This is a genomic window from Ligilactobacillus salivarius DSM 20555 = ATCC 11741 (assembly GCF_001435955.1).
GTDB lineage: Bacteria > Bacillota > Bacilli > Lactobacillales > Lactobacillaceae > Ligilactobacillus > Ligilactobacillus salivarius.
Genome location: NZ_AYYT01000014.1, coordinates 24,810 through 49,445, shown reverse-complemented (window position 1 = coordinate 49,445; position 24,636 = coordinate 24,810). Strand labels below are relative to the sequence as shown.

At 32.0% G+C, this 24,636-nt stretch carries 21 protein-coding genes; 17 read left to right on the top strand and 4 right to left on the bottom strand.

What is annotated here, in order from left to right; all coding sequences use genetic code 11:
* Window positions 1-763 (top strand): MucBP domain-containing protein (locus tag FC55_RS06955; protein ID WP_155512830.1); only part of this gene is annotated, 763 nt, incomplete at its 5' end.
* A 64-nt stretch (window positions 764-827) separates the two neighbouring features.
* On the opposite strand, the gene asd is transcribed toward FC55_RS06955, so the two are convergent.
* A complete protein-coding gene (asd, locus tag FC55_RS06950; protein WP_003699652.1) occupies window positions 828-1,919 on the bottom strand; it encodes an aspartate-semialdehyde dehydrogenase in 1,092 nt (363 codons plus the stop codon).
* Between the two features lie 229 nt (window positions 1,920-2,148).
* On the opposite strand from asd, the gene FC55_RS06945 reads away from it, so the two are divergent.
* The 6 genes from FC55_RS06945 to FC55_RS06920 all read left to right on the top strand — a co-directional run bounded on the left by FC55_RS06945 (window position 2,149) and on the right by FC55_RS06920 (window position 8,277).
* Complete coding sequence (locus FC55_RS06945) at window positions 2,149-2,556, top strand: MerR family transcriptional regulator (RefSeq protein ID WP_003699650.1); 408 nt, start codon at window positions 2,149-2,151, stop codon at window positions 2,554-2,556.
* Window positions 2,557-2,871: 315 nt separating this feature from the next.
* Window positions 2,872-3,711, top strand: a complete 840-nt coding sequence (purR, locus tag FC55_RS06940) for a pur operon repressor (protein WP_003709294.1) — start codon at window positions 2,872-2,874, stop codon at window positions 3,709-3,711.
* Between the two features lie 131 nt (window positions 3,712-3,842).
* On the top strand, window positions 3,843-5,060 hold the full coding sequence (locus FC55_RS06935; RefSeq protein WP_003699648.1) for an MFS transporter: 1,218 nt from the start codon (window positions 3,843-3,845) through the stop codon (window positions 5,058-5,060).
* Between the two features lie 142 nt (window positions 5,061-5,202).
* Window positions 5,203-6,612 (top strand): bifunctional UDP-N-acetylglucosamine diphosphorylase/glucosamine-1-phosphate N-acetyltransferase GlmU, encoded by a 1,410-nt coding sequence (gene glmU / locus FC55_RS06930; protein ID WP_035149573.1) that lies wholly within the window; start codon window positions 5,203-5,205, stop codon window positions 6,610-6,612.
* A 90-nt stretch (window positions 6,613-6,702) separates the two neighbouring features.
* Complete coding sequence (locus FC55_RS06925) at window positions 6,703-7,680, top strand: ribose-phosphate diphosphokinase (protein WP_003699646.1); 978 nt, start codon at window positions 6,703-6,705, stop codon at window positions 7,678-7,680.
* 72 nt (window positions 7,681-7,752) lie between these two features.
* Window positions 7,753-8,277, top strand: a complete 525-nt coding sequence (locus FC55_RS06920) for a GNAT family N-acetyltransferase (protein WP_003699645.1) — start codon at window positions 7,753-7,755, stop codon at window positions 8,275-8,277.
* A 150-nt stretch (window positions 8,278-8,427) separates the two neighbouring features.
* On the opposite strand, the gene FC55_RS06915 is transcribed toward FC55_RS06920, so the two are convergent.
* Entirely contained in the window at window positions 8,428-9,267 is an 840-nt protein-coding gene (locus FC55_RS06915; protein WP_003709302.1) for an aldo/keto reductase, read from the bottom strand.
* 5 nt (window positions 9,268-9,272) lie between these two features.
* Complete coding sequence (locus FC55_RS06910; RefSeq protein WP_003699642.1) at window positions 9,273-9,509, bottom strand: hypothetical protein; 237 nt, start codon at window positions 9,507-9,509, stop codon at window positions 9,273-9,275.
* Between the two features lie 142 nt (window positions 9,510-9,651).
* On the opposite strand from FC55_RS06910, the gene FC55_RS06905 reads away from it, so the two are divergent.
* From FC55_RS06905 to FC55_RS06895, 3 genes are all read left to right on the top strand, one after another.
* Window positions 9,652-10,422, top strand: coding sequence for a nucleoside phosphorylase (locus tag FC55_RS06905; protein WP_003699640.1), 771 nt, complete (start codon window positions 9,652-9,654; stop codon window positions 10,420-10,422).
* A gap of 74 nt (window positions 10,423-10,496) precedes the next feature.
* The gene (locus FC55_RS06900) at window positions 10,497-12,119 is read left to right on the top strand and encodes an ABC-F family ATP-binding cassette domain-containing protein (protein WP_003699638.1); all 1,623 of its coding nucleotides are present in this window, start codon (window positions 10,497-10,499) and stop codon (window positions 12,117-12,119) included.
* A gap of 71 nt (window positions 12,120-12,190) precedes the next feature.
* The gene (locus FC55_RS06895) at window positions 12,191-12,850 is read left to right on the top strand and encodes a metal-dependent hydrolase (RefSeq protein WP_003699635.1); all 660 of its coding nucleotides are present in this window, start codon (window positions 12,191-12,193) and stop codon (window positions 12,848-12,850) included.
* Window positions 12,851-12,899: 49 nt separating this feature from the next.
* Here the strand turns inward: FC55_RS06895 and FC55_RS06890 are convergent, their stop codons facing one another.
* The gene (locus tag FC55_RS06890) at window positions 12,900-13,865 is read right to left on the bottom strand and encodes a biotin--[acetyl-CoA-carboxylase] ligase (protein WP_003699633.1); all 966 of its coding nucleotides are present in this window, start codon (window positions 13,863-13,865) and stop codon (window positions 12,900-12,902) included.
* A 128-nt stretch (window positions 13,866-13,993) separates the two neighbouring features.
* On the opposite strand from FC55_RS06890, the gene FC55_RS06885 reads away from it, so the two are divergent.
* The 7 genes from FC55_RS06885 (at window position 13,994) to FC55_RS06855 (ending at window position 24,604) form a co-directional block, all read left to right on the top strand.
* A complete protein-coding gene (locus tag FC55_RS06885) occupies window positions 13,994-15,094 on the top strand; it encodes a YibE/F family protein (RefSeq protein ID WP_003699632.1) in 1,101 nt (366 codons plus the stop codon).
* On the top strand, window positions 15,091-15,840 hold the full coding sequence (locus tag FC55_RS06880) for a YibE/F family protein (protein WP_003699630.1): 750 nt from the start codon (window positions 15,091-15,093) through the stop codon (window positions 15,838-15,840). The genes FC55_RS06885 and FC55_RS06880 overlap by 4 nt, the downstream gene beginning before the upstream one ends.
* A 219-nt stretch (window positions 15,841-16,059) precedes the next feature.
* Window positions 16,060-17,085: a hypothetical protein gene (locus FC55_RS06875; RefSeq protein ID WP_003699628.1), complete on the top strand. Its 1,026-nt coding sequence runs from the start codon at window positions 16,060-16,062 to the stop codon at window positions 17,083-17,085.
* A complete protein-coding gene (locus FC55_RS06870; RefSeq protein ID WP_003699625.1) occupies window positions 17,085-18,692 on the top strand; it encodes an AAA family ATPase in 1,608 nt (535 codons plus the stop codon). The genes FC55_RS06875 and FC55_RS06870 overlap by 1 nt, the downstream gene beginning before the upstream one ends.
* Window positions 18,693-18,695: 3 nt before the next feature.
* On the top strand, window positions 18,696-19,991 hold the full coding sequence (locus tag FC55_RS06865; RefSeq protein WP_003699623.1) for a hypothetical protein: 1,296 nt from the start codon (window positions 18,696-18,698) through the stop codon (window positions 19,989-19,991).
* Between the two features lie 4 nt (window positions 19,992-19,995).
* A complete protein-coding gene (locus tag FC55_RS06860; RefSeq protein ID WP_081036620.1) occupies window positions 19,996-21,996 on the top strand; it encodes an ATP-dependent helicase in 2,001 nt (666 codons plus the stop codon).
* Window positions 21,989-24,604 (top strand): DUF7017 domain-containing protein, encoded by a 2,616-nt coding sequence (locus tag FC55_RS06855; RefSeq protein ID WP_003699620.1) that lies wholly within the window; start codon window positions 21,989-21,991, stop codon window positions 24,602-24,604. The genes FC55_RS06860 and FC55_RS06855 overlap by 8 nt, the downstream gene beginning before the upstream one ends.
* The last annotated feature ends 32 nt before the right edge of the window (window positions 24,605-24,636 follow it).

Here is a 24,636-nt window from a genome sequence, read left to right as displayed (position 1 = left end):
ACCAACACCAGAAAAGAAGAAAGGCTCTGTAGACGTTAAGTATGTAACAACAGATGGCAAAGTCTTAGAAGATGTAACAAAAGTTAAGGATAACGTACCGGTAGGTGAAGCATATACAACGGAAGAAAAGAGCTTTGATGGCTACCACTTCGTAGGAATGGATAAGACATCCGATTCTGCAAATGGTAAGGTAACCGAAGGTGACAAACATATCGTTTACGTATATGAAAAAGACCCAGAAGTACCAACAACACCGGTAGAAAAGAAAGGTTCCGTATATGTTAAATATGTGGATGAAAATGGAAATGAACTACCAGGTGGCGAAAAGATAACTGTTGTTAAAGATGGTAAAGTAGGTAGTTACTACTTCACTACAGAAAAAGACTTTGATGGTTATACATTTAGTCATATGGCTGAAGGTTCTTCAGATCCAACAGGTAAGGTTGTTGAAGGAGACCAACAAGTTGTTTATGTATATACAAAGAACAATACTCCACAACCAGAACCTAACAAACCAGAAGTACCAACAACACCTGAAACTCCAGCAGTTCCACAAGAAGAAAAGACTACAACAGATACTCCTGTTAAGACTTCAACTTCAAAAGTGAATGCTGAAAAAGTAACTGTGAATAAAGCTACAGTTTTACCACAAACTGGAGATAAGAAAGAAAATAACAGTTCAGTTATGGGCTTAGTCTCTCTAGGATTAGCAGGTCTTTTAGGTTTAGGTATTAAACGTAAAGAAGAAAAAGATAATCATTAATAAATAAAAAAGAAGCTTTGATTTACGAGAAAAAATTCGTAAAATCAAAGCTTCTTTATTTTGCTTATTTTTTAGTGATATAACCTTGAGCCTTTAATAATTCAGCACATTCAACAGCGCCACCAGCAGCACCACGAGCAGTGTTGTGTGATAGACCGATGAATTTCCAGTCATATACTTTATCTTCACGTAAACGACCGATGGAAACACCCATACCATTTTCGTAGTTTACATCTAATGCAACTTGAGGACGGTCATCTTCAGTCATATAACGAATGAATTGTTTAGGAGCACTAGGAAGTTCTAATTCTTGTGGGACACCACGATAATCTTCAAGTGCTTTAATTAATTCTTCCTTAGTAGCAGGTTTTCTGAATTTAACAAAAGCAGCTGCAGTATGTCCGTAAAGCACTGGTACACGAACACATTGAGTAGTAATAACTGTATCATCAGCTGGGACAATAGACTTACTTTCAGCATCTACATGACCCCAAATACGAAGAGGTTCTTTTTCTGATTTTTCTTCTTCTCCACTAATAAATGGAATGATGTTACCTTCCATTTCTGGCCATTCTTTGAAAGTCTTTCCGGCACCGGAGATAGCTTGATATGTAGTAGCAACTACTTCATAAGGTTCAAATTTCTTCCAAGCAGATAATGCTGGTGTGTAGCTTTGGATAGAGCAATTTGGTTTAACTGCGATAAAGCCACGTTTTGTACCTAAACGTTCACGTTGGTATTTGATAACTTCAGTATGTTCAGGATTAATTTCAGGGATAATCATAGGAACATCTGGAGTCCAACGGTGAGCACTATTATTAGAAACAACAGGAGTTTCAGTTTTAGCATATCTTTCTTCAAGTGCTTTAATTTCATCTTTAGACATGCTGACAGCTGAAAATACAAAGTCTACATTAGAAGTAACTTTTTCTACATCATTAGCATCTAAAACAACCATATCCTTAACACGTTCAGGAATAGGTGTTTCCATACGCCAGCGACCGTTAAGAGCTTCTTCGTAAGTTTTACCAGCACTACGAGGGCTAGCTGCTAATTCTGTAACTTCAAACCAGGGATGGTTATCCAAAATCGCAATAAATCTTTGTCCAACCATACCAGTAGCACCAATAACTGCTACTTTTAATTTTTGACTCATTTTAAAACCTCATTTCTTATAATTATTGATATTAAACCTATCATAAGTTAATTTTATACAAATTACAAGTAAAGAGAATGCGATTCTATAAAGAATAAATGCAACTAATTATTTTATTAAATGGTGAAAAATCTTTTTAAGAAATTATTTATATTTCTTGGGGATAAGCAACTTGACTTTGAGCTAGCTCCAAGTGATATTCTGATAATTGAAATGGAGGGGGATGGATATGAACTTAACAATTACCCAAGTGTCAGAAAAGTATAATCTTACACCAGATACACTAAGATATTATGAACGTATAGGACTGTTACCTAAAGTTCCACGTCAAAGTAATGGAAATCGTTATTACGATGATAGTGTGCAAGAATGGATTGAAATGATTGTTTGCTTGCGTCATTCGGGTGTACCTGTTGAAAAATTAATCGACTATGCTGAAATGATTCAGAAAGGCGATTCAACGTTACAAGCACGTGAAGATTTGTTGAAAGAGCAACTAGCTAATCTAAAAGAAAAACAACACAATCTTAACCGTTCAATTGCACGTTTGGAACATAAGATTAGCTTATACGAATCAGGAGAGATTAAACAACATAAAAGATATTTTACAGAATATAAGATTATGGAAGATAAGTAAGGAGATTTTGAATAATGTTTTTACTAACAGTTAGATTAAAAAGAACAAATAACTGATGATAGATTAGGAAAGCATCGCCAATGGTTTAAAAAATATTTTGAAATTGGAAAATTTACTCCTAAATTAATTGCTGAAGATATAAAATAAAATTACCTTAATCTTTTTCTTAGATTAGTACCTCTAAATTTCTATTTTATTAAAAAACGAACTTTATTATAAAAAATAATAAAAAAACTAGGAAAATACCGTAAAATGACGTATAATATCTAAGTATTATAAAATAGAAATATGATGGATATTTTAGGAGGTATTAGTTTGAAAACAAGACGAAGCGACAGATTAATTGATATGACGCGTTATTTTATGGAGCGACCACATACATTAGTGTCATTAACTTTTTTTGCCGAACGTTATGAATCTGCTAAATCATCAATCAGTGAAGACTTGGCTATTATAAAACGTACTGTTAAGTTAAGAGGTATAGGAATTTTAGAAACAATACCAGGTGCTACAGGGGGAGCTATTTTTATCCCATCTATTGATGAAGATGAAGCACGTGCATTTATCGAAGATATGACTGAACAACTTTCACATCAAGATAGATTATTACCTGGGGGATATGTGTATTTATCTGACTTACTTGGTAGACCAGACGTTTTGAGATACGTTGGTCGTGTGATTGCACGTCAATATATAGATAAGCAAATTGATGCAGTAATGACAGTAGCTACTAAAGGTGTTCCAATTGCACAAAGTGTAGCTTCATATTTAAATGTTCCATTTGTAATTGTACGTCGTGATTCTAAGATTACAGAAGGTTCTACAGTATCAGTAAATTATGTATCTGGATCTAGTGAACGCATTGAAAAAATGGAATTATCCAAGCGTAGTTTGAAACGTGGTTCTCATGTATTAGTAGTAGATGATTTCATGAAGGGCGGCGGTACTGTTAACGGTATGAAGTCCATGATTGAAGAATTTGAATCTGAACTTGTGGGAATTACAGTTTTTGCAGAAGGTGCATTTGATGGTCGTCGAATGGTTGAAGATTACACATCATTATTAAAAGTTGATAGTGTTAATACAATTGATAAAACTATTCACGTAAGTCCAGGAAATTATTTAGAAAAAGTCTTTGGCAAAAAAGAAGATTAAAATATAAAAGATAGGAATGAATTATTTACGGTACATGTGTACTTAGTAAATAATTCATTTTTTTAATGAAACTTTCCAAAAAAATGATAAAATAATTATAAATTAATTATAATATGTGAAGAGTGGATTGTATGGGGGATAAAAGATTTAATTTATTTCAGTTACTAAAAGCTGGAACGACAACAATCATTAATGCGTTAGGTGCAGCGATATTTACTTATGCTTTGTCATTAAAACTATTGGAAATAACAGGTTCAGCTTTGGGTTATGGAGTGAATATATTTATTGGACCAATCATTGGCCTAATTCTATCGCCAGTTATTAGTAAAGTTGTAGATAAATATCCACGCAAAAATGTCGCGATTGTAGCAGAGATAGCTTTGGTAATCTGCTTGGCAATTTTCTTAATCATTTACCCACTAGCAGTGAAAACTAATTTACTAGTTGTATCAGTAGTATTTGTAAGTATTAGTAATATTTGTGCTAGATTTTTCTCAATTTCATATCTTTCATCAACTCCAGACATAGTTTCTAAAGATTATTTGCAAAAACTAAATGCGATTCAAACGACAGGGGTTGCGATTGCAGGGATTGCTGCACTACCATTAGCAGGGTATATTTACGGGAAAATCGCATTTGAATACATAATTTTAATTGAAATTATAACTGAAATTTTGACTATCTTTTTGACAGTAATAACTAAATTTAAAGCTCATAGAAATGAAGAAAAAGCACATGAAACGGGTAGAAAGTTAATTGAAATTTTGCAAGGTAATATGGAATTAACTAGATTAACAATGATAGCTATGCTTTTGAATTTAGCAGTAACTTCTTTAACGATTGGTGTTCCATATGTTGTTATTCATGTTTTAAAATACAGCTCAGTAGTCAGTGGAGATATTCAAAGTTTGTATTCTATTGGAGTAGTTCTAGGAGGAGCAGTAATAGCTGCAATTAATATAAAGAATATTACTAGATTTATCATAAGACTATATTCTTCTTTTGCGGTAGCATTATTGATCTTAGGGATCTCATTATCATTCTTTAAACATGAGACTTTGATAATCTTCATCGTATTTGAACTAATTTTAGGAATTTCAACTGCATTATCCGATCCTCCATTATTTACCTATGTTCAAGAAGTAATTCCTAAAGAAAATTTAGGAAAAGTTATGACATTCTTGTATACATTAGCACAACTTCTCACACCAGTTGGAGTGCTGATTTACAGTACTTTATTCGCTAAAATTGATTATCCAACAGTCTTTCTAATTAGTGGAATTGTAGTTAACATCATCGTTATCGTTGTACTACTTTTCTTAGGGAAAAAGTCTAAGAATTTAGCATAATTGTTAGAAATTAAAGAGAATACTAAGAACGCAATCTAATCTTGATTAAGATTTATTTTGACTTCAGTTTCAAACCTTGTTATCAGTGGTAAAAATAGAGTATGATACAGTAGTAAATATTAATTTGACAAGGAGAAATATTATGACTTCTAAATATGCTATCATCTTGGCTGCTGGTCAAGGAACACGCATGAAATCAAAGCTATATAAAGTACTACATCCAGTATGTGGAAAGCCAATGGTAGATCATGTATTAACTGAAATTGAAAAGAATAACATGGATGAAATTGTGACAGTTGTAGGTCACGGTGCTGAAATGGTTGAAAAGACTTTAGGTGATCGTACAAAATACGCTTTACAAGCAGAACAATTAGGAACAGGACATGCTGTTTTACAAGCTGAAAAGTTACTTGGTGATAAAGATGGTATGACTTTAATTGCTTGTGGAGATACACCTCTTTTCACAGCAAAGACATTTGAAGAATTATTTGAATATCACAAATCTAAAGGTGCGGTAGCTACAGTTTTAACAGCTCATGCTGAAAATCCATTTGGCTATGGTCGTATCATCCGTAATGAAATTGGAATTGTGGAAAAAATTGTTGAACAAAAAGACGCAACAGCTGAGGAAGCTGCAGTAAAAGAAATCAATACTGGTGTGTATTGTTTTGATAATAAAGAATTATTTGCGGCATTACACCAAATTAAAAATGATAATGCACAAGGTGAATATTACCTTCCAGATGTAATGGAAATCTTCCAAAAACAAGGTAAAGTTGTTGCTGCTTACCAAATGAAGAACTTTGAAGAATCAATGGGTGTTAATGATCGTATTGCTTTATCTAATGCAACCAAAGTAATGCGTCGTCGTATTAATGAAAACTTGATGCGTCAAGGTGTAACTTTAATTGATCCTGATACAACTTATATTGATATCGATGTAAAAGTAGGATCAGATACAGTTATCGAACCTGGAGTACAATTAAAAGGTAAGACAGAAATTGGTGCTGATTGCTATATTGGTGCTCATTCTGAAATTATAGACAGTGTAATTGAAGATGGCGTAAAGGTTACAAGTTCTTATATCGAAGATGCTATAATGCATAAGAATTCCAATATTGGTCCATACAGTCATTTACGACCTAAAGCTGAAATTGGCGAAAATGCTCATATCGGAAACTTTGTAGAAGTTAAGAAAGCTACAATTGGAAAGAATACTAAAGTTGGTCATTTAACATATGTTGGCGATGCAACATTAGGTAGAGATATTAATGTTGGTTGTGGCACAGTATTCGTTAACTACGATGGAATTAACAAGCACCATACAACAGTTGGAGATTACTCCTTCATTGGTAGTGCTTCAAATATTATCGCACCTGTAAATATTGCTGATCATGCTTATGTAGCAGCAGGTTCAACAATTACAGATGATATTGATGCACATGATATGGGAATTGCTCGTGGACGTCAAGTTAACAAAAAAGGTTATTTTGACCGTTATCCAGTAGCTGAAGCTGCACGTATTGCTGAAGAAAAAGCTAAAGAAGAGTAAGAAAAAAACTAAATTTGCTTGATTTTAGACTATATTTTGACGTACTATTGTAGTAGGTAAAATAATAGGTATAAATAATTGGAGGCCGTTATGTCTGGACAATATTCTGATCCAAAGCTTAAAATTTTTGCTTTAAATTCAAATAAGCCTTTAGCAGAAAAAATTGCTGAAGCTGTTGGGGTACCTTTGGGAAAAATCTCTGTTGATCGTTTCAGTGATGGTGAAATTCGTATCAACATTGAAGAAAGTATTCGTGGCGATGAAGTATTTATCGTTCAATCAACATCTGCTCCTGTTAATGATAATTTGATGGAACTATTAATTATGATTGATGCTCTTCGTCGTGCTAGTGCAGCAACTATCAACGTTGTAATTCCTTACTATGGATATGCACGTCAAGATCGTAAGGTTCGTTCACGTGAACCAATTACAGCTAAATTAGTTGCAGATATGTTAGAAAAAGCTGGTGCAACTCGTGTGGTAGCTCTTGATTTACATGCTGCTCAAATTCAAGGATTCTTTGACATTCCTGTTGACCACTTAATGGGTGCACCATTATTGGCTGATTACTTCTTAACTAATGGTTTGGAAAAAGACGCAGTTGTTGTTTCTCCTGACCATGGTGGTGTTACACGTGCTAGAAAATTAGCAGAATTCTTGAAAGCACCGATCGCTATTATTGATAAGCGTCGTCCTAAGGCTAATGTAGCTGAAGTTATGAACATTATTGGTTCTGTTGATGGTAAACGTTGTATCTTAATTGATGATATGATTGATACAGCTGGAACAATTACTTTAGCAGCTCAAGCATTGAAAGATGCTGGTGCAGTAGAAGTATATGTTTGTGCTACACACCCTGTATTCTCAGGTCCAGCCATTGAACGTATTGAAAAATCTCCAATTAAGGAAATGGTTATTACAGATTCTATTAATCTTCCAGAAGACAAGAAGATTGACAAAGTTGTTCAAGTTTCTGTAGGTCCACTTATTGGTGATGCTATTAAACGTATTCATGAACACAAGCCAGTTAGTCCATTGTTCAAGAATCGTTTCCACAAGGAAGATTAATAATAAACATGTTGATAAGTCAGTTACTTTATGTAGCTGGCTTATTTTTTGCACAAAAAAGGGGGAATTTAGGTGGATAATGTAAGAATTAGGTTAATAACTGAAGCTGATAGTGGAGAATTATATCAATTGATTGTGGATAATCGTAATAATTTGGAAAAATGGATTGAGTGGATAAGAGATATTCACAATGAAGATGAGATGCATACATATATTCAAAAAATTATCCACACTGAACGTAAAGAAGCAACAATAACTTTTGTAATTTTACTGAATGAAAAAGTTATTGGAATGGCAGATATTAGCGATATATCACCAGATGGCAAAATGGGTGAGGTTGGACTTTGGCTAAGTGAAGAGTATCAGGGAAAAGGAATTGCAGGTGCTGTTATAAGTGAGATTGAAAAGTACTCTAAATCAAAAACAAAGATAAATACTCTGAAAATGTTAATTAAAGCTAATAATGTTAATAGTTTGAAAATGGCACATAAATTAGGATATCAAGAGGTTGAAAAATTAACATCTTGGAAAAATGGAGAAGTTAAATGGATAGTATTGTGCAAAAAAATTCTAAAAAAGTCAAAATGTCAAATCTAGACATAGGACCAATTCAAAAATTGACGCAAAAATTGTAGAATTTGCAGAAATTAAAAAATTGGTCCTGTGTCTAAAACGTAAATTAGACAAATTCGTATAATAAAAAAGCATCTATTATTTTCTAGATGCCTTTTTATTTGGATCTTAATTTTAAAATTCTTGGTAAACAGCAGGATCTTGATTCTTAGTTCTGCCATTAGGTTTATCCAAATTAGTAATAGCTGCGACTTCATCAGCTGATAATTCAAAATCAAAAATATCCAAATTGGATAATTGGTGTTTTGTAGAGTTAGCTTTAGGAATAATACCTACACCTAATTGGAATTCCCAACGCAAAATTACTTGAGCAACAGATTTATGATGCTTCTTGGCAATTTCAACGATTACAGGATCTTGTAATACTGAATTAGCTCTACCTAGTGGGCTCCAAGCTTGTGTGAAAATACCATGTTCTTTATCATATTCTCTTTGAACAGCTTGAGACCAATATGGATGTAATTCAATTTGGTTTACAGCTGGCATCACACCTGTTTCATTAGCTAAACGATCAAGATGTTCAGGTAAGAAGTTGCAGACCCCAATTGAACGAACAAGACCGAATTTTTGTGCATCAATTAAAGCTTGCCATGCTTCAACATAATGATCTTCTTTAGGATTAGGCCAATGGATGAGATATAGATCATAATAATCTAAGCCTGCACGATAAAGTGATTCTTGAATAGTAGGGATAGCTTCTTCGTATACTTGATGTCTTCCTGGAAGTTTAGATGTTACGAAGATATCTTCACGCTTAAGAGATGAACGTCTGATTGCTTCGCCGACTGCACCTTCATTTTCATAATTAAAAGCAGAGTCTAATAATGAATAACCATTATTTAAAGCACTATTAATAGCGTTAACTCCTGTAGCACCATTCAATTTATAAGTACCAAATCCAAGTACAGGAATTTGATTACCATCATTTAAAGTATAGTTAGGAATTTTTGCCAAAATAATCACTCCTTATCATGGGACACACGTTTGATTACAGAATACTTCTTGCCTTCAGCTGCTTCTTGTTGTAGAGCTTTAGCTTCATCAAAGATGACATAAGGTTGACCATCTTTTTCTTGAACGATCAGAACAGAATTATCAGCTTTCATATGATAGATTTTAGCTGCAGTATAAGCTTTATCGAAATCATAAGAGCTGGAAATTGATTGTCCTGGATTGAAAAATACATTTTCACTCATAAGATCACTTCCTTATAAATTGTGTAAATGATTTCATACTATAATTGTACCATTATTGTCAAAAATTTCTATATTCCAAACTTGTGAGAGTGATACTGATATGCTAAGATTGTGTAAATTAATTTTGAAATGAGATGATAGAATGGACTATCAAAAATTGCCATTATTTATACATGATTATCCACAGGACGCAGTAATCAATCCAGACCATGAGAGTTTGAATTATAAGCTGCCAAAAAAATTAATTTATGCTTTTGTAACTAAAGAAAATATTGATAAATTTTTAGCAAGATATTCTTATCGAATTGTAGGGAGCATGGAGACAATTTCTTTTAATCCTAATGTCTATGAAATTGATTATGAAGGACAAAAAATAGGATTATGCCAAGCTCCACTTGGGGCACCTGCAGCTACACAACTATTAGATTGGCTAATTGGTTATGGAGTAAAACAGGTATTAGCTGTTGGTTCTTGTGGTTCACTAGAAGATTTTGAAGAAAATGAGTTTGTTATTCCAACAAAAGCAATTAGAGATGAAGGAACATCGTTGCACTATTTACCAGCTAGTGAAAGTATTGAATTAAATTCAAAGTTTGTACAGCGAGTAGAACAAATACTACAAGATTTTAATTATCGAATTCATGAAGTTACAACATGGACAACCGATGGATTTTATCGAGAAACTATAGAGTTAGTCAATCGTTATCGTAAACAAGGAGTCGCTACAGTCGAGATGGAATGTGCTGCTTTAGCTGCATGTGCACAATTTAGAAATGTGGATTTTGCGCAGATTTTATTCACAGCGGACTCACTGAAAGATGTTGATAATTATGATGAACGAGATTTTGGAATTAATTCACATCTAAAAGTATTAAAAATAGCGACAAAAGTTATGGCGAAATTAAAAAACTAATAATTTAGCTTGTCTTTAACAATAGAATTATGCTAAATTGAACTTATTACTTTTAATGAAACGAGGAAATTTATTTGATTACTGTAAGTGATTTAAGTTTAAACTTTTCTGGACGTTTACTCTATGATGATGTTAATTTGAAATTCACTCCAGGAAACTGCTACGGTATTATTGGTGCTAATGGTGCTGGAAAGTCTACTTTCTTAAAGTTACTTGAAGGAAAGTTAGAACCAACAACTGGAAATATTTCAATTGGTAGTAATGAACGTATTTCAAGCTTGAACCAAGACCACTTTGGTTTTGAAGAATTCACAGTAATGGAAACTGTCATTCAAGGCCATAAAAAGCTCTATCAAATTATGAAAGAGAAAGATGCAATTTATGCTAAGCCTGACTTTTCTGAAGAAGATGGGATTAAGGCTGCAGAACTTGAAGCTGAATTTGCAGAGATGGATGGTTGGAATGCAGAAGCAGAAGCATCACAACTTCTACAATCTTTAGGCATACCAGAATCCTTGCATGATGCTAAGATGAGCGAATTACCTGAAAGTGATAAGGTTAAAGTTTTATTAGCACAGGCTTTATTTGGTGAACCTGATATTTTACTATTAGACGAGCCAACAAACGGTTTAGATGTACATACAATTTCATGGCTAGAAGACTTTTTAGCAGATTATCAAAATATTGTAATTGTGGTATCTCATGACCGTCATTTCTTAAACCAAGTATGTACACATATGTGTGATGTGGACTATGGCAAGATTAAGTTATATGTTGGTAACTATGACTTCTGGTTAGAATCTAGTCAGTTAGCTGCTAAACTTCAAGCAAATGCAAATGCTAAGAAAGAAGAAAAAATCAAGGAATTGCAAGAATTTATTGCACGTTTCTCTGCTAATGCTTCTAAATCTAAACAAGCTACATCACGTAAGAAACAACTTGAAAAAATTACTTTGGATGACATTAAGCCATCATCAAGAAAGTATCCATTTATCAAATTTGAAATGGAACGTGAATTAGGAAATGACTTAGTTAAGGTTGAAAATGTTAGCCATACTATTGATGGTGAGAAGATTCTTGATAACGTAAGTTTTATTATTCGTCCTGGCGAAAAAGTAGCTTTATTATCACGTAATGACTTAGCAACCACAACTTTAATGCAAATCTTAGCTGGTGAAATTGAACCCGATGAAGGTACTGTAACTTGGGGACAAACAACAAGTCAAAGTTACATGTCAAAAGACTTAAATGCTAGTTTTGATAATGATGAATTAAGCATTTTAGATTGGTTACGTCAATTTGCTACTAAAGAACAAAATGATAATACTTTCTTACGTGGATTCTTAGGTAAAATGTTATTCTCAGGCGATGATATTGATAAGCAAATCAAAGTGTTATCTGGTGGCGAAAAGGTTCGTTGTATTCTAGCTAAAATGATGTTAGAGCGTGCTAATGTGCTATTGATGGATGATCCAACTAACCATTTAGACTTAGAATCAATTACTTCACTTAATAATTCCATGATTGATTTCAAAGGTTCGATTATTTTTACATCTCATGATCATGAGTATATTCAAACAATCGCAAATCATATTATCGAAGTAGGGCCTAAAGGAATTGTTGATCGTTTTGACACTACTTACGATGAATTCTTGGCATTAGATTCAGTTCAAGAACAAGTTGAAAAATTATATTAAGAAAATACAAGGTCATGCCCTTCTGTTGGAAGTGCATGACTTTTTTCTTATAATAGTTTTGAGGTGATAATATGAAAATTACTTGGCATGGACATGCTTTTATTGAAATTCAAGTTGATGGAAAGCAAATTCTAATTGATCCTTTTATTACTGGAAATCCATTTACTAAGACTAAACCAGAAGATTTTAATCCAGATTATATTCTATTAACTCATTCACATCATGATCATGTGGGAGATACGGAAGAATTAGCTAAAAAGTCAGGTGCGACAATTGTAACAGAAATGGATATGGCTAATGATTACGCACAAAAAGGTTTCAAAGTTGAAGGTCCTAATTATGGTGGAACAGTGCATTTTGATTGGGGCGATGTTAAGATCATCCCAGCTTGGCATACTACTGCTAATGTGCCTTTAGGTATGGCAACAGGCTTAGCTTTAAAAATTGAAGGAAAATTAATTTATATCGCTGGAGATACTGGTTTATTCAGTGATATGAAGCTAGTTGGACGTAAGCAACAAATTGACTTGGCATTCTTACCAATTGGCGATTATTATACAATGGGACCTGACGATGCTGCCTATGCTGCTTCATTAATTGATGCTAAAAAAGTTATTCCATATCACTTCAATACGTTCCCACCAATTAAGCAAGATGTAAATGATTTTTGGAAAGACGTTCCTGAAAATATGAAATTTACAACTGAAATTGACAAACCATTTGAATTATAAAATACTAAATTGACAAAAAAGCCTGGAATGAAAATTCCAGGTCTTTTTCTTAATATCTAATTTTGGTGACTTCACCGGAACTGAAAATTTGTCCATCAGTAAGGACAATTCTTCCCAAATCATCAATGGTAGAAACTACACCAGTTATTATTTTATTTCCTTGTTTAATGCGAACTTCTTTACCGATAACAACAGATAATTTACGATATTCATCCATAAAATCAGCAGAAGTATAGTTACGATAAATAGCGAAAAATTCATCTAAGCAACATGCAATAAACATATTTCTGGATACATGGTATTTTTCAGCTAACTCTTTAAGTGAACCAACTCTTTCCCTAAGTTCAGCAGGGAATACTTCTAGGGGAGTAGTATAGTTTATACCAATTCCGATAATAACTTGTGAGATACTTTGAGTTTCAAGGTTAGCAACACCCTCAGTTAAAATGCCACAAATTTTTTTGCCATCAAGTAACACGTCGTTAACCCATTTAATTTCAACGGTTTTGTGGAATAACTTTTTGATAGTACGACTAACCGCAATAGCGACAGCAGTAGTCAACAAACCAGGATTTAAATCATTTTGATGTTGATTTTCAAGCAAGATGCTCATATAAATACCGGTATTCTTAGGTGATTCGAATTTTCTGCCATAGCGTCCGTAACCTGCCGTTTGTTGGTCACTAATAATTACCAGTGGCTCAGTAGAATGACGTTGACTACTGATATTTTTAGCTTCAGAGTTAGTTGAACCAATAGTTTCATAAACATGCAGATCAAGATTATCAGTATGTAAATATTTGTTAATAAACGCAGTATTCAATACTCCATTATCAACTAGACAATATCCTTTTCTTGTTTTACTGGAAATTTCATAGCCTTGTTCTTTTAATTGTTTGACAGCTTTCCAGACCGCTGTGCGAGAGATATTTAGTTTATTTGATAATTCTTCTCCAGATGTATAATTTCCTAGATTTTGGATAAAATAATTTAAAACAGCTTTTTCAGTGTTCATGTAATACACCTCGATATCAATGATATACTAATTGTAGCAAATTCAAAGACTTAGTAAAGTTTAATTCAGATTCTTTTTCTGAGAAATAAAAAGTGGTACGTTAGTAAAGATTGAGAGGTGTAGAGTTGATGAGAGTAAAGAAAAAATATTTAATAGAATGGCTATTAATAATTTTAAGTGGTATTCTTATCTATTTTTTAGTTGATAATGATGCTTTTTTATATAAAGATCCAGTCGCTCAAATTGTGAGTGTAACAAATTCAAAAGCAACTAAAACAGAAGATACATATAAAAATAAGGATATGACGACGGAACAAACTTTAAAAGTGAAAGTTCTTAACGGTCATAGAAAAGGAGAAGTGTTAACAGCCAAGAATACTTTTTCTAAATCAGGCGGATATGATCAAAGATTTTATCGAGGACAAAAAGTTTTCATAAAGTTTGAAAAGTCAGACGGTAAATTGATGGCAATGATAAATAATTATAAACGAGATGTTTATTTAATAATGTTGTGTTGGGCGGTAGTAGTACTACTATTCTTAGTTACACAAATTCGAGGATTTACATCGCTAATAAGTGTTATTTTAAATTTCATAATTTTTCTATTATGTGTACAACTAGATGTTAAGTGGAATATCAATAATTTCTTTTGGATATTCGCAACAGTTGCGGTAATTTTTCTGGCTTTATCTTTGGTGTTAGTAATTGGTTTTAATTGGCAATGTCTAGTAACATTTAGTTCAATATTTATCGGAACAACTTTAGCGATGATAATTGGAGTAGTGGCGATGCAAGTAACCAATGACAAGGGAGTACATTATGAGGCTCTAGACTTTGCTACACAATCACCAAAACAATTATTTCTAGCAGCGACTGTAATTGGATTACTAGGAGCTGTTATGGATGCAGCAACAGATATTGTATCAACATTATTTGAAATGAAACGTACTCAACCTGGAATTTCTAGAAAGCAATTATTTATTTCAGGACAAAATGTTGGAAAATCAATAATGGGACCATTGGTAAATGTCTTGCTATTAATCTTTTTTGCTGAAACAGTAACAATGGCAGTTTTATTTTTCAGAACTGGAAATTCAATTGCATATACGTTTGAATGGACAATGTCATTAGGCATTATTCAAAGTTTAATTAGTGGAATAGGGATTACGTTAGTTATTCCTTCGGCTAGTTTACTGAGTTCATTAGTATTGGGTAGTGATAACAAATGAGTACAATCACACTACTAACAATAATTTTATTTATACTAATGTGGATAGTTGGTGGAAAAAGAGGATTAGCCTCTTTTTCCAGCGTAGCATTAAATTTCATACTTTTATTTCTAACTGTAATTTTTATTTCAATAGGGATACCTGCTTTGTGGACAACTATTTTTGCAGGAATTGCGATTTTAGCTGTTACTATTTATATGGGAAATAGCGATGAAAAAACCACTAATATTGCTTTTGAAGCTACTTTGATTTCATTAGCGATAGTTGTTGTAGTTATGGTTCCTTTCATTAAACTAGTTGGAATTCAAGGCTTTAGTCCGGAACAATCTGAAGAAATAGAAGCTTTTAATTTATTAATCGGAGTAAATTTTGAAAGTATCGTAATTTCAACTATGATCTTGAGTACTTTAGGAGCAATTGCAGAAGCTGCGATTGCTATTGCAAGTGGTTTAGATGAAATAATTGAACAACAACCAGACATAACGTTGCCGGCTTTATACACAAGTGGACGAAATATAGGATTACAAATTATGGGTATGACATTTAACACTTTATTTTTTGGAATGTTTGGTGGAGATTTAGCATTATTCATCTTGCTATATAAATTAGATGCGACATTTGGATATTACTTAAATTCCAAAATATTTGTAGCAGAATCAATGGAAGTTTTATTCTCATCAATTTCAATAATCTTAGTAATTTGGATAACAACTTATATGATGGGAAAGAAAGTCAGACGGACATAAAATTCTCTGAAAATATTGACAAAATTTTCTTATCAAGAGTAGAATTTGAACTAAGTTAGTACAGTTAATTAGCATTAATCAGATGCTGAAATTATATAAAAATGAAGAGTCTACTCTAAGTTATACGATAAGAAAATCGAATAGTAAGTAAAGCATAAAATTAGATGGGGTTTTCTTATCTAGTTTTATGCTTTTTTATATGGACAGGATGTGATAATTATGGCGTATTCAACAATTGTTACTAAAGATGAAGGGGCAGTTATTATAGTTGATAATATTGATACTAAACGAAATAAAGCTGAACATAAAATAATTCAATTAAACAAAGAAGCCAAAATATACTTAGTTTCTTTTGGAAAATATGAATTAGATGGATTAGTTTGGGACAGTCTGATAAAAGGATTTCAGATGAGAGTTAACCAACCAATAGCCACGTTTAAAGAATGTATACTTAGATTTGAAGAATATCTAAGAAGTTTAAAAGATAACTATAGAAAAGATCTTTATATTCAAAGAATAATTTGGACAGTTTTAAATAACCTAACTATAAATGGCGGAATACAAAGTTTGGTCGAAAATATTAACCGAATATATAGTACATTATCAATTGATAGACAAGTAAATGAAGAAGCCACTCCAATTTTGATTAATGAACTAGTTAATTTTTTAAATCAAAATCAAATCTCCATTGATCAAGAAAGTTTTAATAAATTAGTTGAAATTGTTAAGGATACCTATTTATATCCTAGAAAGAATTTGCAAGATTATATGGGAATTTGTCTTGTAGGTGTGGGCAATGACGAAACCAGTATTAGTGCAACAAGTTATAGATTATATGGAGTAACAGAAAATAATAAATTATTATCTAGTGTTCAACAGATAGGTAAGGGTATTATCAATCTTGAAAAATCTGAAGCGACTGAAATTATGATTGGTGGTATTTCTCAAACTTTTATGGATGATTTTTACTGGAATTTGAATAATAGTAATAATCCTAATCTATTACAAGCTACAAGTTCATTATCTGAAATTGCTCAAAATGAATATAATATCTCACAAGAAATTTTAAGAAATAAGAGTTTAGATGATATCAGTGATTTTTTATTCAATGTATATGGGATACATCGCCAGTTAGAAATAGCACAGGTAGGGGAAGATTTACAAGCAAATAAAGTAAAGCTAGTAAAATTTTCTTTATTAGATGAACCGATAGTAATAGAAAAAGAGTTAGGGGTGAACAATTAATGGAAAAAATGACGGAAAAACAAAGAATGTTCTGCAGTATATATCCATATACGACAAAATATATAGAGGCTTTTAATAATGAATATTCCGATAATAATTTGAGAGACGAAGTTATTGATTATTTAAATAAGGTAATTCATAAGTTTAGCAATAGTAGTGTTTCTCAAAGTATAGATATAAATATTTGTTTAGTTTCTAATGGAAAAGAACAATCAGAAGTCTTTTTAGACATCTTATATAAACTCATTAAGGTACTCAACCCTAGTTTTGGGGATAAAACTTATATTATGCCTGATCAGTATGAATATCTGGAAAGTGTAGAAAATAATGCATTCATAATAATTCAAGATGCTAAGTCTGCCTTTGGTGGAGATTTACCTGAAGATAGACGTGGATATAAGATCGATTATAAAAACTATATAATGGGGATACTTGAAAGATCTGACAGTCAAAAAATAATCTTGTTAGAAGATACAGAAGAAAATATTAGCTATATAAATTCTTTAGAAGAAGTGAAAAACAATCTTACTAATTATTTTGTAATTAGAGATTTGACAATTGAAGAAGCTATCAATTATGGCAAGAGTCTCCTATATAATCAAGGTCTAAGTTTAGAAGATGATATTTTATATGGAAATGTATTAAAGTCATATGTGCAAAAAAGCAAGCATTTGACCAAGCGTGTTGTTGAACGTTTTAATAAAAAGATATTAAATAGTTTTGCTAAAAACAGCAGAATGTCGAATGTAATTGATAAGAAATCCATCTTAGATGCCACAAGTGTATATAATCCTAAGCTAGTTAAGCAAATCTTGGATGAATTAGATAGTCTACAAGGATTGAATAATGTGAAACAACAAATTCATGAGATTTGTGAGGCAGTGGAAGTTTCACAGGCAAATATTGGAAATATGGAATTATCCAGAAGACATCATATGATTTTTGAAGGACCACCTGGAACTGGTAAAACGACGGTTGCTAGAATAGTTGCACGTTTATTCTATGCACTAGGTATTTTAGAAAATACAACTGTAATTGAAACTAAACGTAATGAATTAGAAGGTAAATGGGTTGGCGATTTAAGTGGAAAAATCAATGAAAAAGTAGATTCTGCTTTAGGTGGAGTACTTTTCATTGATGAAGCTCATCAACTTTATAATAAAGAGGATCCTTATGACAAAGGAAAACAAGTTATTCAGGCTTTTGTACCTCGACTAGAAAATGACGGAGAAAAGTTTATCGCAATTATTGCAGGATATACTAAAGAAATGGAAGAATTTTTGAAATTTGATCCAGGATTGGCTTCCAGATTCCAACATAAAATAATTTTTGAATCATATAAGCCCCAGGTTGTAGCTCAAATAGTGGTTAACATTTTAAAGAAGAACAAAATAGAGTTTAATGAAAAATATGTAAAAGCAGTAGCAATTAATCTGTATGATCAAATTCCAGATGATAAAAAATCTAATGCACGTTGGGCAAGAAATTATGCTCAAAAATTGATAGAAAAGCAATTGAGTTATTGTGCTAAGCATCCACAATTTCCTAGAAATAGATTGTTTAATGAAGTCCTAAGAGATAGCGTTAATTGGCAAATAGGGGGTTAGACTATGACTGCGGAATTAGGAATAACAAATGGTTATGGAGTAGTTCTGGCTGCTGATAGTAGTCTAACAATGCAAGACCATAGCTCCCGAAAATATTATATAACTGGGCAAAAAATTTTTAAGTTATCATTGAAGCATAGTGTAGTTATTATGTTTTATGGAAATGCTACAATCAATGGTCAAAAAATACAATCAATTGTTGAAGGGTTTAACCAATACTTAGGTGAAGAGCCATTAAATAAATTTACAGAATACGTTCAGTTGTTTAAGGAATATTTGATTAAATCAGCAAACAGAGAATATGAGCAATATATTAAGCAGAAACTAGAAGATATATTGAACAACTTACATAGCACCTACAAAACTCAAGATTTATTAGGAAATCTGATTGAAGTAAAAAAAGAAATTCAAGAAGAAAAAATACCTTATACTTTTCAAGAGTTTCAGAAATTCATGAATCAAGATCGAATGAGTCAATTTTTGATTAGTGAAGATAATAAGTATACGACTGAAGAACTAGAGTATGCGTATTATATGCTAGTTAGTCAAACTGTATCCAATTTTTATACGACAGGAATTGTATTAGCAGGAAAAGGCAAGAAAGAAAATTATTGTTCATTATGGAATAGTGAATTATATGGTGTTTTAGATAGTAAAATTTTCTCAATAAAGGAAATATCAAGTTTTCCTAATTATAGTAATTTATACAAATTTGCCCAAAGTGATGGTGCCGATGCTTTATTGTTAGGTGTGGATAGAAAAGTTAGCGATACCTTTTATGATAAGTTGTATATGAAATATCAAGGTACGGATACTGTTGAAATAACAAAAGCATTTCAAAGAACAGTTGATAATTACTATAACAAATTTTATCGAGCATACATTAATGGTTTAACCTTAGATAAGGTGGCTAATTTTGCTAAACAATTAGTTTTAGCTACTATGATTAGGTGTAACTTTTTTGACAATGATCAAACAGTAGGTGGGAGCATTGATGTTTTAACTATTGCAAGTAATGGTAAAGTATCTTGGGTGCAAAAAGGGAAAAATGTACGAGATATAGAGTTAAAAGTTACGAGTGAAGAAAGAACAGTTCACAACTTAAAGAAGCCTAGAATTTCAGATGAGCCTGAATTAACATTTGACGAGTGGATAGAAAAGCAAATAAGTTTAGCTGAAAAAGTTGTTAATAGAGAAGAAAAGCAAGGTGATGAAGATTCAAAAGATGAGATATCATTTAAAGAATGGATAAATCAGCAAATAAAAAGTGCTGAGAAAATCGTAAAGAGAAATGAGTGAAACTATGGATAACGAGAAATTTGAAAAAGAAGCGTTGCAAGTAGTAGAGAATTTTTTAAAGAGTAATACACAGGTATTAATAGTATCTGGACGAGCTGGTAGTGGAAAGTCGACTTTGGCTGGAAAAATTTATGAATTAGCAAATAAGAATAATGGGTCTGAATATTCCCAAGCACAGATCCTATCTCCTACGGGTCAATCTGTAGGTCTAATTAAACAAAAATTTCCTCAAATTCCAGAACAAGATTGTCAAACGATCTATCGTAAAATCTATCGAAGAGCAACAAAAAAGATTGATGATGGAGATAATTTGATATTTGATTTCAAATTGAACAAACAAGAAGATAAGAATATTTTTATTATAGACGATGCTTCTTACATTTCTGATGAAGAAAGTAATAAGGGAAACTTACACTTTGGTTCTGGAAAACTATTAACGGACTTATTGACTTCTACTCAAATTTTTGAAAAAGGTAATGTCAAAATAATATTTATTGGAGATGAATATCGATTATTACCAATTAGAGATACTAGTGCTAAGGCTTTAAAGCAAACTTATTTTGAAGAGTTAGGCTTAAATACTATGAAATACGAATTGAAAACTCAGTATCGTATGCATGGGGAACTAGCTAGAGGTATAGATAAATATGCTGAATTGATTACTAGTGTAGAAAATCATCAAAAAATAATACCTTATGAATTTAAAAATACTGGTAATGTTAGAAATATTGATGAAGCTGATTGGAGTAAGGAAGAAAAGAAACAAAAGATTGCTGGGCAATTTAATCGTGACAATAAGAGAAATAAGGTAGTAGTAACTTATTCAACTAGGGCAGCCCAAGAATATAATAAATTGATCCGTAGAAAACTTCAAAATATGGAAGATGCGCCGATTAGTAGTGGTGATTTAGTAGTCTTTTCTAAAAATCAATATGATTTACTTGTAATGGATGCTGCAGGTAATGAGTTTAATGAGGACTTTTTCACTGGAGATATTGCGGAAATAATCGCAACCTATGATCGAAAGTCAAGTAATGTAAGAGTTAATAACCAAGATGTAACTTTGTCTTATGTAAAGGTTAAATATCGTTTGGAACGAACAGGAAAAGAGTATGTGAGCTACTTATTAGAAAATGTTCTAAATTCAGATGATTCTCAACTTTCATCAGATGAGAGGACAGCACTGTTTTACGATGCTGAAGAACGTATGGGAATTACAGAAACTCCAGAAGAACATTGTCGTCATATTAAAAGTAATAATGAATACTGGGAAACAGCCATAAAGAAATTGGCAAATGTTGGAGAAAGTGGATTATCTGTATCAGATAAGGATAGGATAAGAGAACTTTTGAGAAAACATCCGATTTGTGATCCTAAAAATGAATGTGAAAGATATCAACTACTAGACAAGATTTATCAGGATAAATTTTATAATAGTATCCAAGTGAAATATGCTTATGCGATGACCGGTCATAAAGTTCAAGGAAATGAATGGAATGATGTATATGTAGATTTTACTGACAGAAATGGATTAGATGAATCTAGTTTACGTTGGACTTATACAGCTTTATCAAGAGCGATAAAGAATGTATTAGTATTTAACGCAACTAGTTTATTTGGTAACTTTGATATCTCAAATGAATTTATTGGCAAAAAGAAGAATCTTGAAAAAGAAAGAGAAACGGCAACTAAGATTGAAGAGTATCAATTTAATGATGAAAAGATTGCTCGCTTAGTAGATAAGGTGGAAGAAATTTCTGAAAATAATGGTTTAGTTGTTACTAATATTGATGATAGAAATTTTGAAAAACAATATTTTGTTTTGATTTATCTAAGTGATGTTGAAAATAACAACTATGTCATGCAAGCATATTATAATAGTCGAAAATTTTGGACTAAAGCAACACTTCGTAGCAAGGTAGAAATAGCTGATAAATTAGAGTTGATTGGGGCAGAATTTAAGAAGATAAATCCAAATTTTAGAGGAAGTGCGGACAATGAATGATGTTGAAAAAATGATAGCAGTTCGCGATGTTGATGGATTAAATGATGCGATTAGTTTTTTTAGAAAAGATGGTAGGCTAGTGGAAGCTTACAATGTATGTAAATTGGCACAGCAAAACAACTTAGATGTAACTGCATCTGCGGTATGGGTATTGTATGATTTTCTAAAAGCTGACAGCGAATTTACGAAATACATGAGAATTGTTCAAGAAAACTACGAGATTCAAAAGACTATATTCTCTGATGATTATGAAATTGGATATTTCTCATTGTATATAAAACTCACACAAGCACAAATAATGAGAAAAGCTTGGGAACTTAGTAAGCAAGAAAAATGGGATGAATTACATGAGTTAGTAACAACCTCATTTACATTTTTTGTAAATCAAGAATTTAATCTAGCTGATTGGGATAGCAAATTAGCAAGTACCGATAACTATTATTCCGGAAAAAATCAAATGGTAGGGATAAGTGGCTTTTTAGGCGATTTAGTAAGCTGTTATGTAAGAAGTGAGCATTTTTTACATGCTGATATCCAAACTATTATGAATGAAGTTTTGAATTTCTATTCAAAGTATAAAGATAACTATATTTATATGGGTAAAGTCCTAGGAATAATGTTAACAGCGGTCATTTGGGAAAAATATAAATCAAAAGATTATGCAGCAATTGATAGATGTTGCAAGTTGGTTGTTAGAGAAATAGATAGAGAACATTTTTCTGAAACACCATTTGAGTTGATTCAGGTTTTATCACAGGTTAAATATTATCAATTAGGTAATAATAAAGCTGAGATTACTAAGAGAGAAAATGGATATATTTATCTAGTAGAAAAAGTATTAGATTTCAGCAAAATACCCGATGCCTATTTGTCGCCTACTAAAAATGTGATGGAAGACAAAGAGTATGCAAGTAAAATTATCCAGATTATGCAAGGCTACGCAAAATCACTATGTAATAGATCAGATAGTATAGAAAGATACTTAAAGGTAGTGCTTGAAATCTTTGCTTTGGAGAAGACGAAAAGATTACGAGAATATAGAGGACATTATGGCAAGAACTTGATTAATGATTTTATTCGAATTTATGGATATGTGGAATATAGGCAAGATAAAAAACATTTAATTCAAGAATATGGTAGCTTTTTGAAGAAAAAGGAACAGTTATCATATAACGATGACTTGGTACGTGAAAGTATTGGTGAGAATGTAATCTATCTCGTGTATAAAACTACTTCTAAGGAATTAGAGAATTTAACAGATACATTAATAGCTGAATTGCCAGTAACAATCTTTGAAAATAGAGTCACAGAATTTAACAAGGCTTTAGTAATTACTAAGTTTAATATCAGCAACCCTAAAGAATACCTCAGATTAATGACTTGGGTACTATCGAATGATGAGTCATTTGTAGTTGAGAACTTTAAAGAAGTAGAGAATCCTGATGATCCCTCTCGCCCTTATCCAAGCGACTTTGCAAAATTATTGAGTAGTTATTATGCAGCAGTATCAAGAACAAATACGGATATTTTAGCGAGTTTGGATTTATGGCTAGAGAAACTTTCTGAAGTGAGGAAAGTTTATACTAGTAATAAAGCTGTTGGAGAGTTTTTAAGGATATTCTTGAAATTAGCTAAAGAAAAATCTGCTTCTCTAACTCAACAACAAGTACAAGTTATTATCGATAAATTAGGTAGTATAGTTTTTGAAAATTATAAGGGAAATAAATGGATTGGATATTATTATTGCAAGATTTTATTGGATCATGACTTTGATGAAGAAACTGGTAAAGCATTCGATAAATTCTTGGTAACTGATAGAGGTAATAGTTGGCTCTGGAAAGCTTATGCAGATTTTGTAAAAGATGATAATGAGCTTAGAATAGCAGCTTTATTTGAATTCCTAAAGACTAAAGGTGATAGCGATGAAGTTAGAAAAGAAATTATAGAATATTTAATCGCAGCTAAAAATTCAGAATACTATGGTCCAATTAAGTTTGAATTATCTAAGATTAAGGACAAAGAATATAAGGCTAAGTTTGAAAATCTTCCTTGGTATGTAGAAACTCAATTGCCTGAAAGTAACCAGAAATTTTATCGTAAATTTACTAAGATGATTGAGCAGAAATTCAATGAAAAAATAGAAAAGCGTAATTTCTATGTTGCTGGTTCGGATGGAAAGAAATTTATTGATATTATTGTTTTAGACAAAAATGGCGAAAAAGTTGAAGGAATTATTATTGACGAAGAATTGCTGAAAAAAATAAGCTTATATGAATGTTATTTCGCTAGATTGGTACCTAAGAAAGTGAAAAAAGCTGGAATGAAACCACGCTTTGAATTGGTGGGCGATGTAGAAGAAACTACAGATTATACATTTAAAGTGAAGTTTATCCAAAATTATGAGGGTGTTTATAAGCAAGGTTTGGATCCTTGGGATAATAGAGATCTCATTGTGACAGATTATGAAAATAAACGTATCCCAGCATGGATGGTTGAAGAATATCATTTACAAAATGATGATAAAGTGAAGGTAACCCAAAAGATTAAGCAAAAGAAAAATAAACTACTGTGGCAGATTGTTGATATTAAAAAATTAGAGACAGAGTGATAGTTAGATTTGATATAATGGAAGTGGATACT

Coding starts and splice junctions, on each gene's coding strand:
- asd (WP_003699652.1), bottom strand. CDS start 1,919: ATGAGTCAAAAATTAAAAGTAGCAGTTATTGGTGCTACTGGTATGGTT.
- FC55_RS06945 (WP_003699650.1), top strand. CDS start 2,149: ATGAACTTAACAATTACCCAAGTGTCAGAAAAGTATAATCTTACACCA.
- FC55_RS06935 (WP_003699648.1), top strand. CDS start 3,843: ATGGGGGATAAAAGATTTAATTTATTTCAGTTACTAAAAGCTGGAACG.
- glmU (WP_035149573.1), top strand. CDS start 5,203: ATGACTTCTAAATATGCTATCATCTTGGCTGCTGGTCAAGGAACACGC.
- FC55_RS06925 (WP_003699646.1), top strand. CDS start 6,703: ATGTCTGGACAATATTCTGATCCAAAGCTTAAAATTTTTGCTTTAAAT.
- FC55_RS06910 (WP_003699642.1), bottom strand. CDS start 9,509: ATGAGTGAAAATGTATTTTTCAATCCAGGACAATCAATTTCCAGCTCT.
- FC55_RS06905 (WP_003699640.1), top strand. CDS start 9,652: ATGGACTATCAAAAATTGCCATTATTTATACATGATTATCCACAGGAC.
- FC55_RS06895 (WP_003699635.1), top strand. CDS start 12,191: ATGAAAATTACTTGGCATGGACATGCTTTTATTGAAATTCAAGTTGAT.
- FC55_RS06890 (WP_003699633.1), bottom strand. CDS start 13,865: ATGAACACTGAAAAAGCTGTTTTAAATTATTTTATCCAAAATCTAGGA.
- FC55_RS06885 (WP_003699632.1), top strand. CDS start 13,994: ATGAGAGTAAAGAAAAAATATTTAATAGAATGGCTATTAATAATTTTA.
- FC55_RS06880 (WP_003699630.1), top strand. CDS start 15,091: ATGAGTACAATCACACTACTAACAATAATTTTATTTATACTAATGTGG.
- FC55_RS06875 (WP_003699628.1), top strand. CDS start 16,060: ATGGCGTATTCAACAATTGTTACTAAAGATGAAGGGGCAGTTATTATA.
- FC55_RS06870 (WP_003699625.1), top strand. CDS start 17,085: ATGGAAAAAATGACGGAAAAACAAAGAATGTTCTGCAGTATATATCCA.
- FC55_RS06865 (WP_003699623.1), top strand. CDS start 18,696: ATGACTGCGGAATTAGGAATAACAAATGGTTATGGAGTAGTTCTGGCT.
- FC55_RS06860 (WP_081036620.1), top strand. CDS start 19,996: ATGGATAACGAGAAATTTGAAAAAGAAGCGTTGCAAGTAGTAGAGAAT.
- FC55_RS06855 (WP_003699620.1), top strand. CDS start 21,989: ATGAATGATGTTGAAAAAATGATAGCAGTTCGCGATGTTGATGGATTA.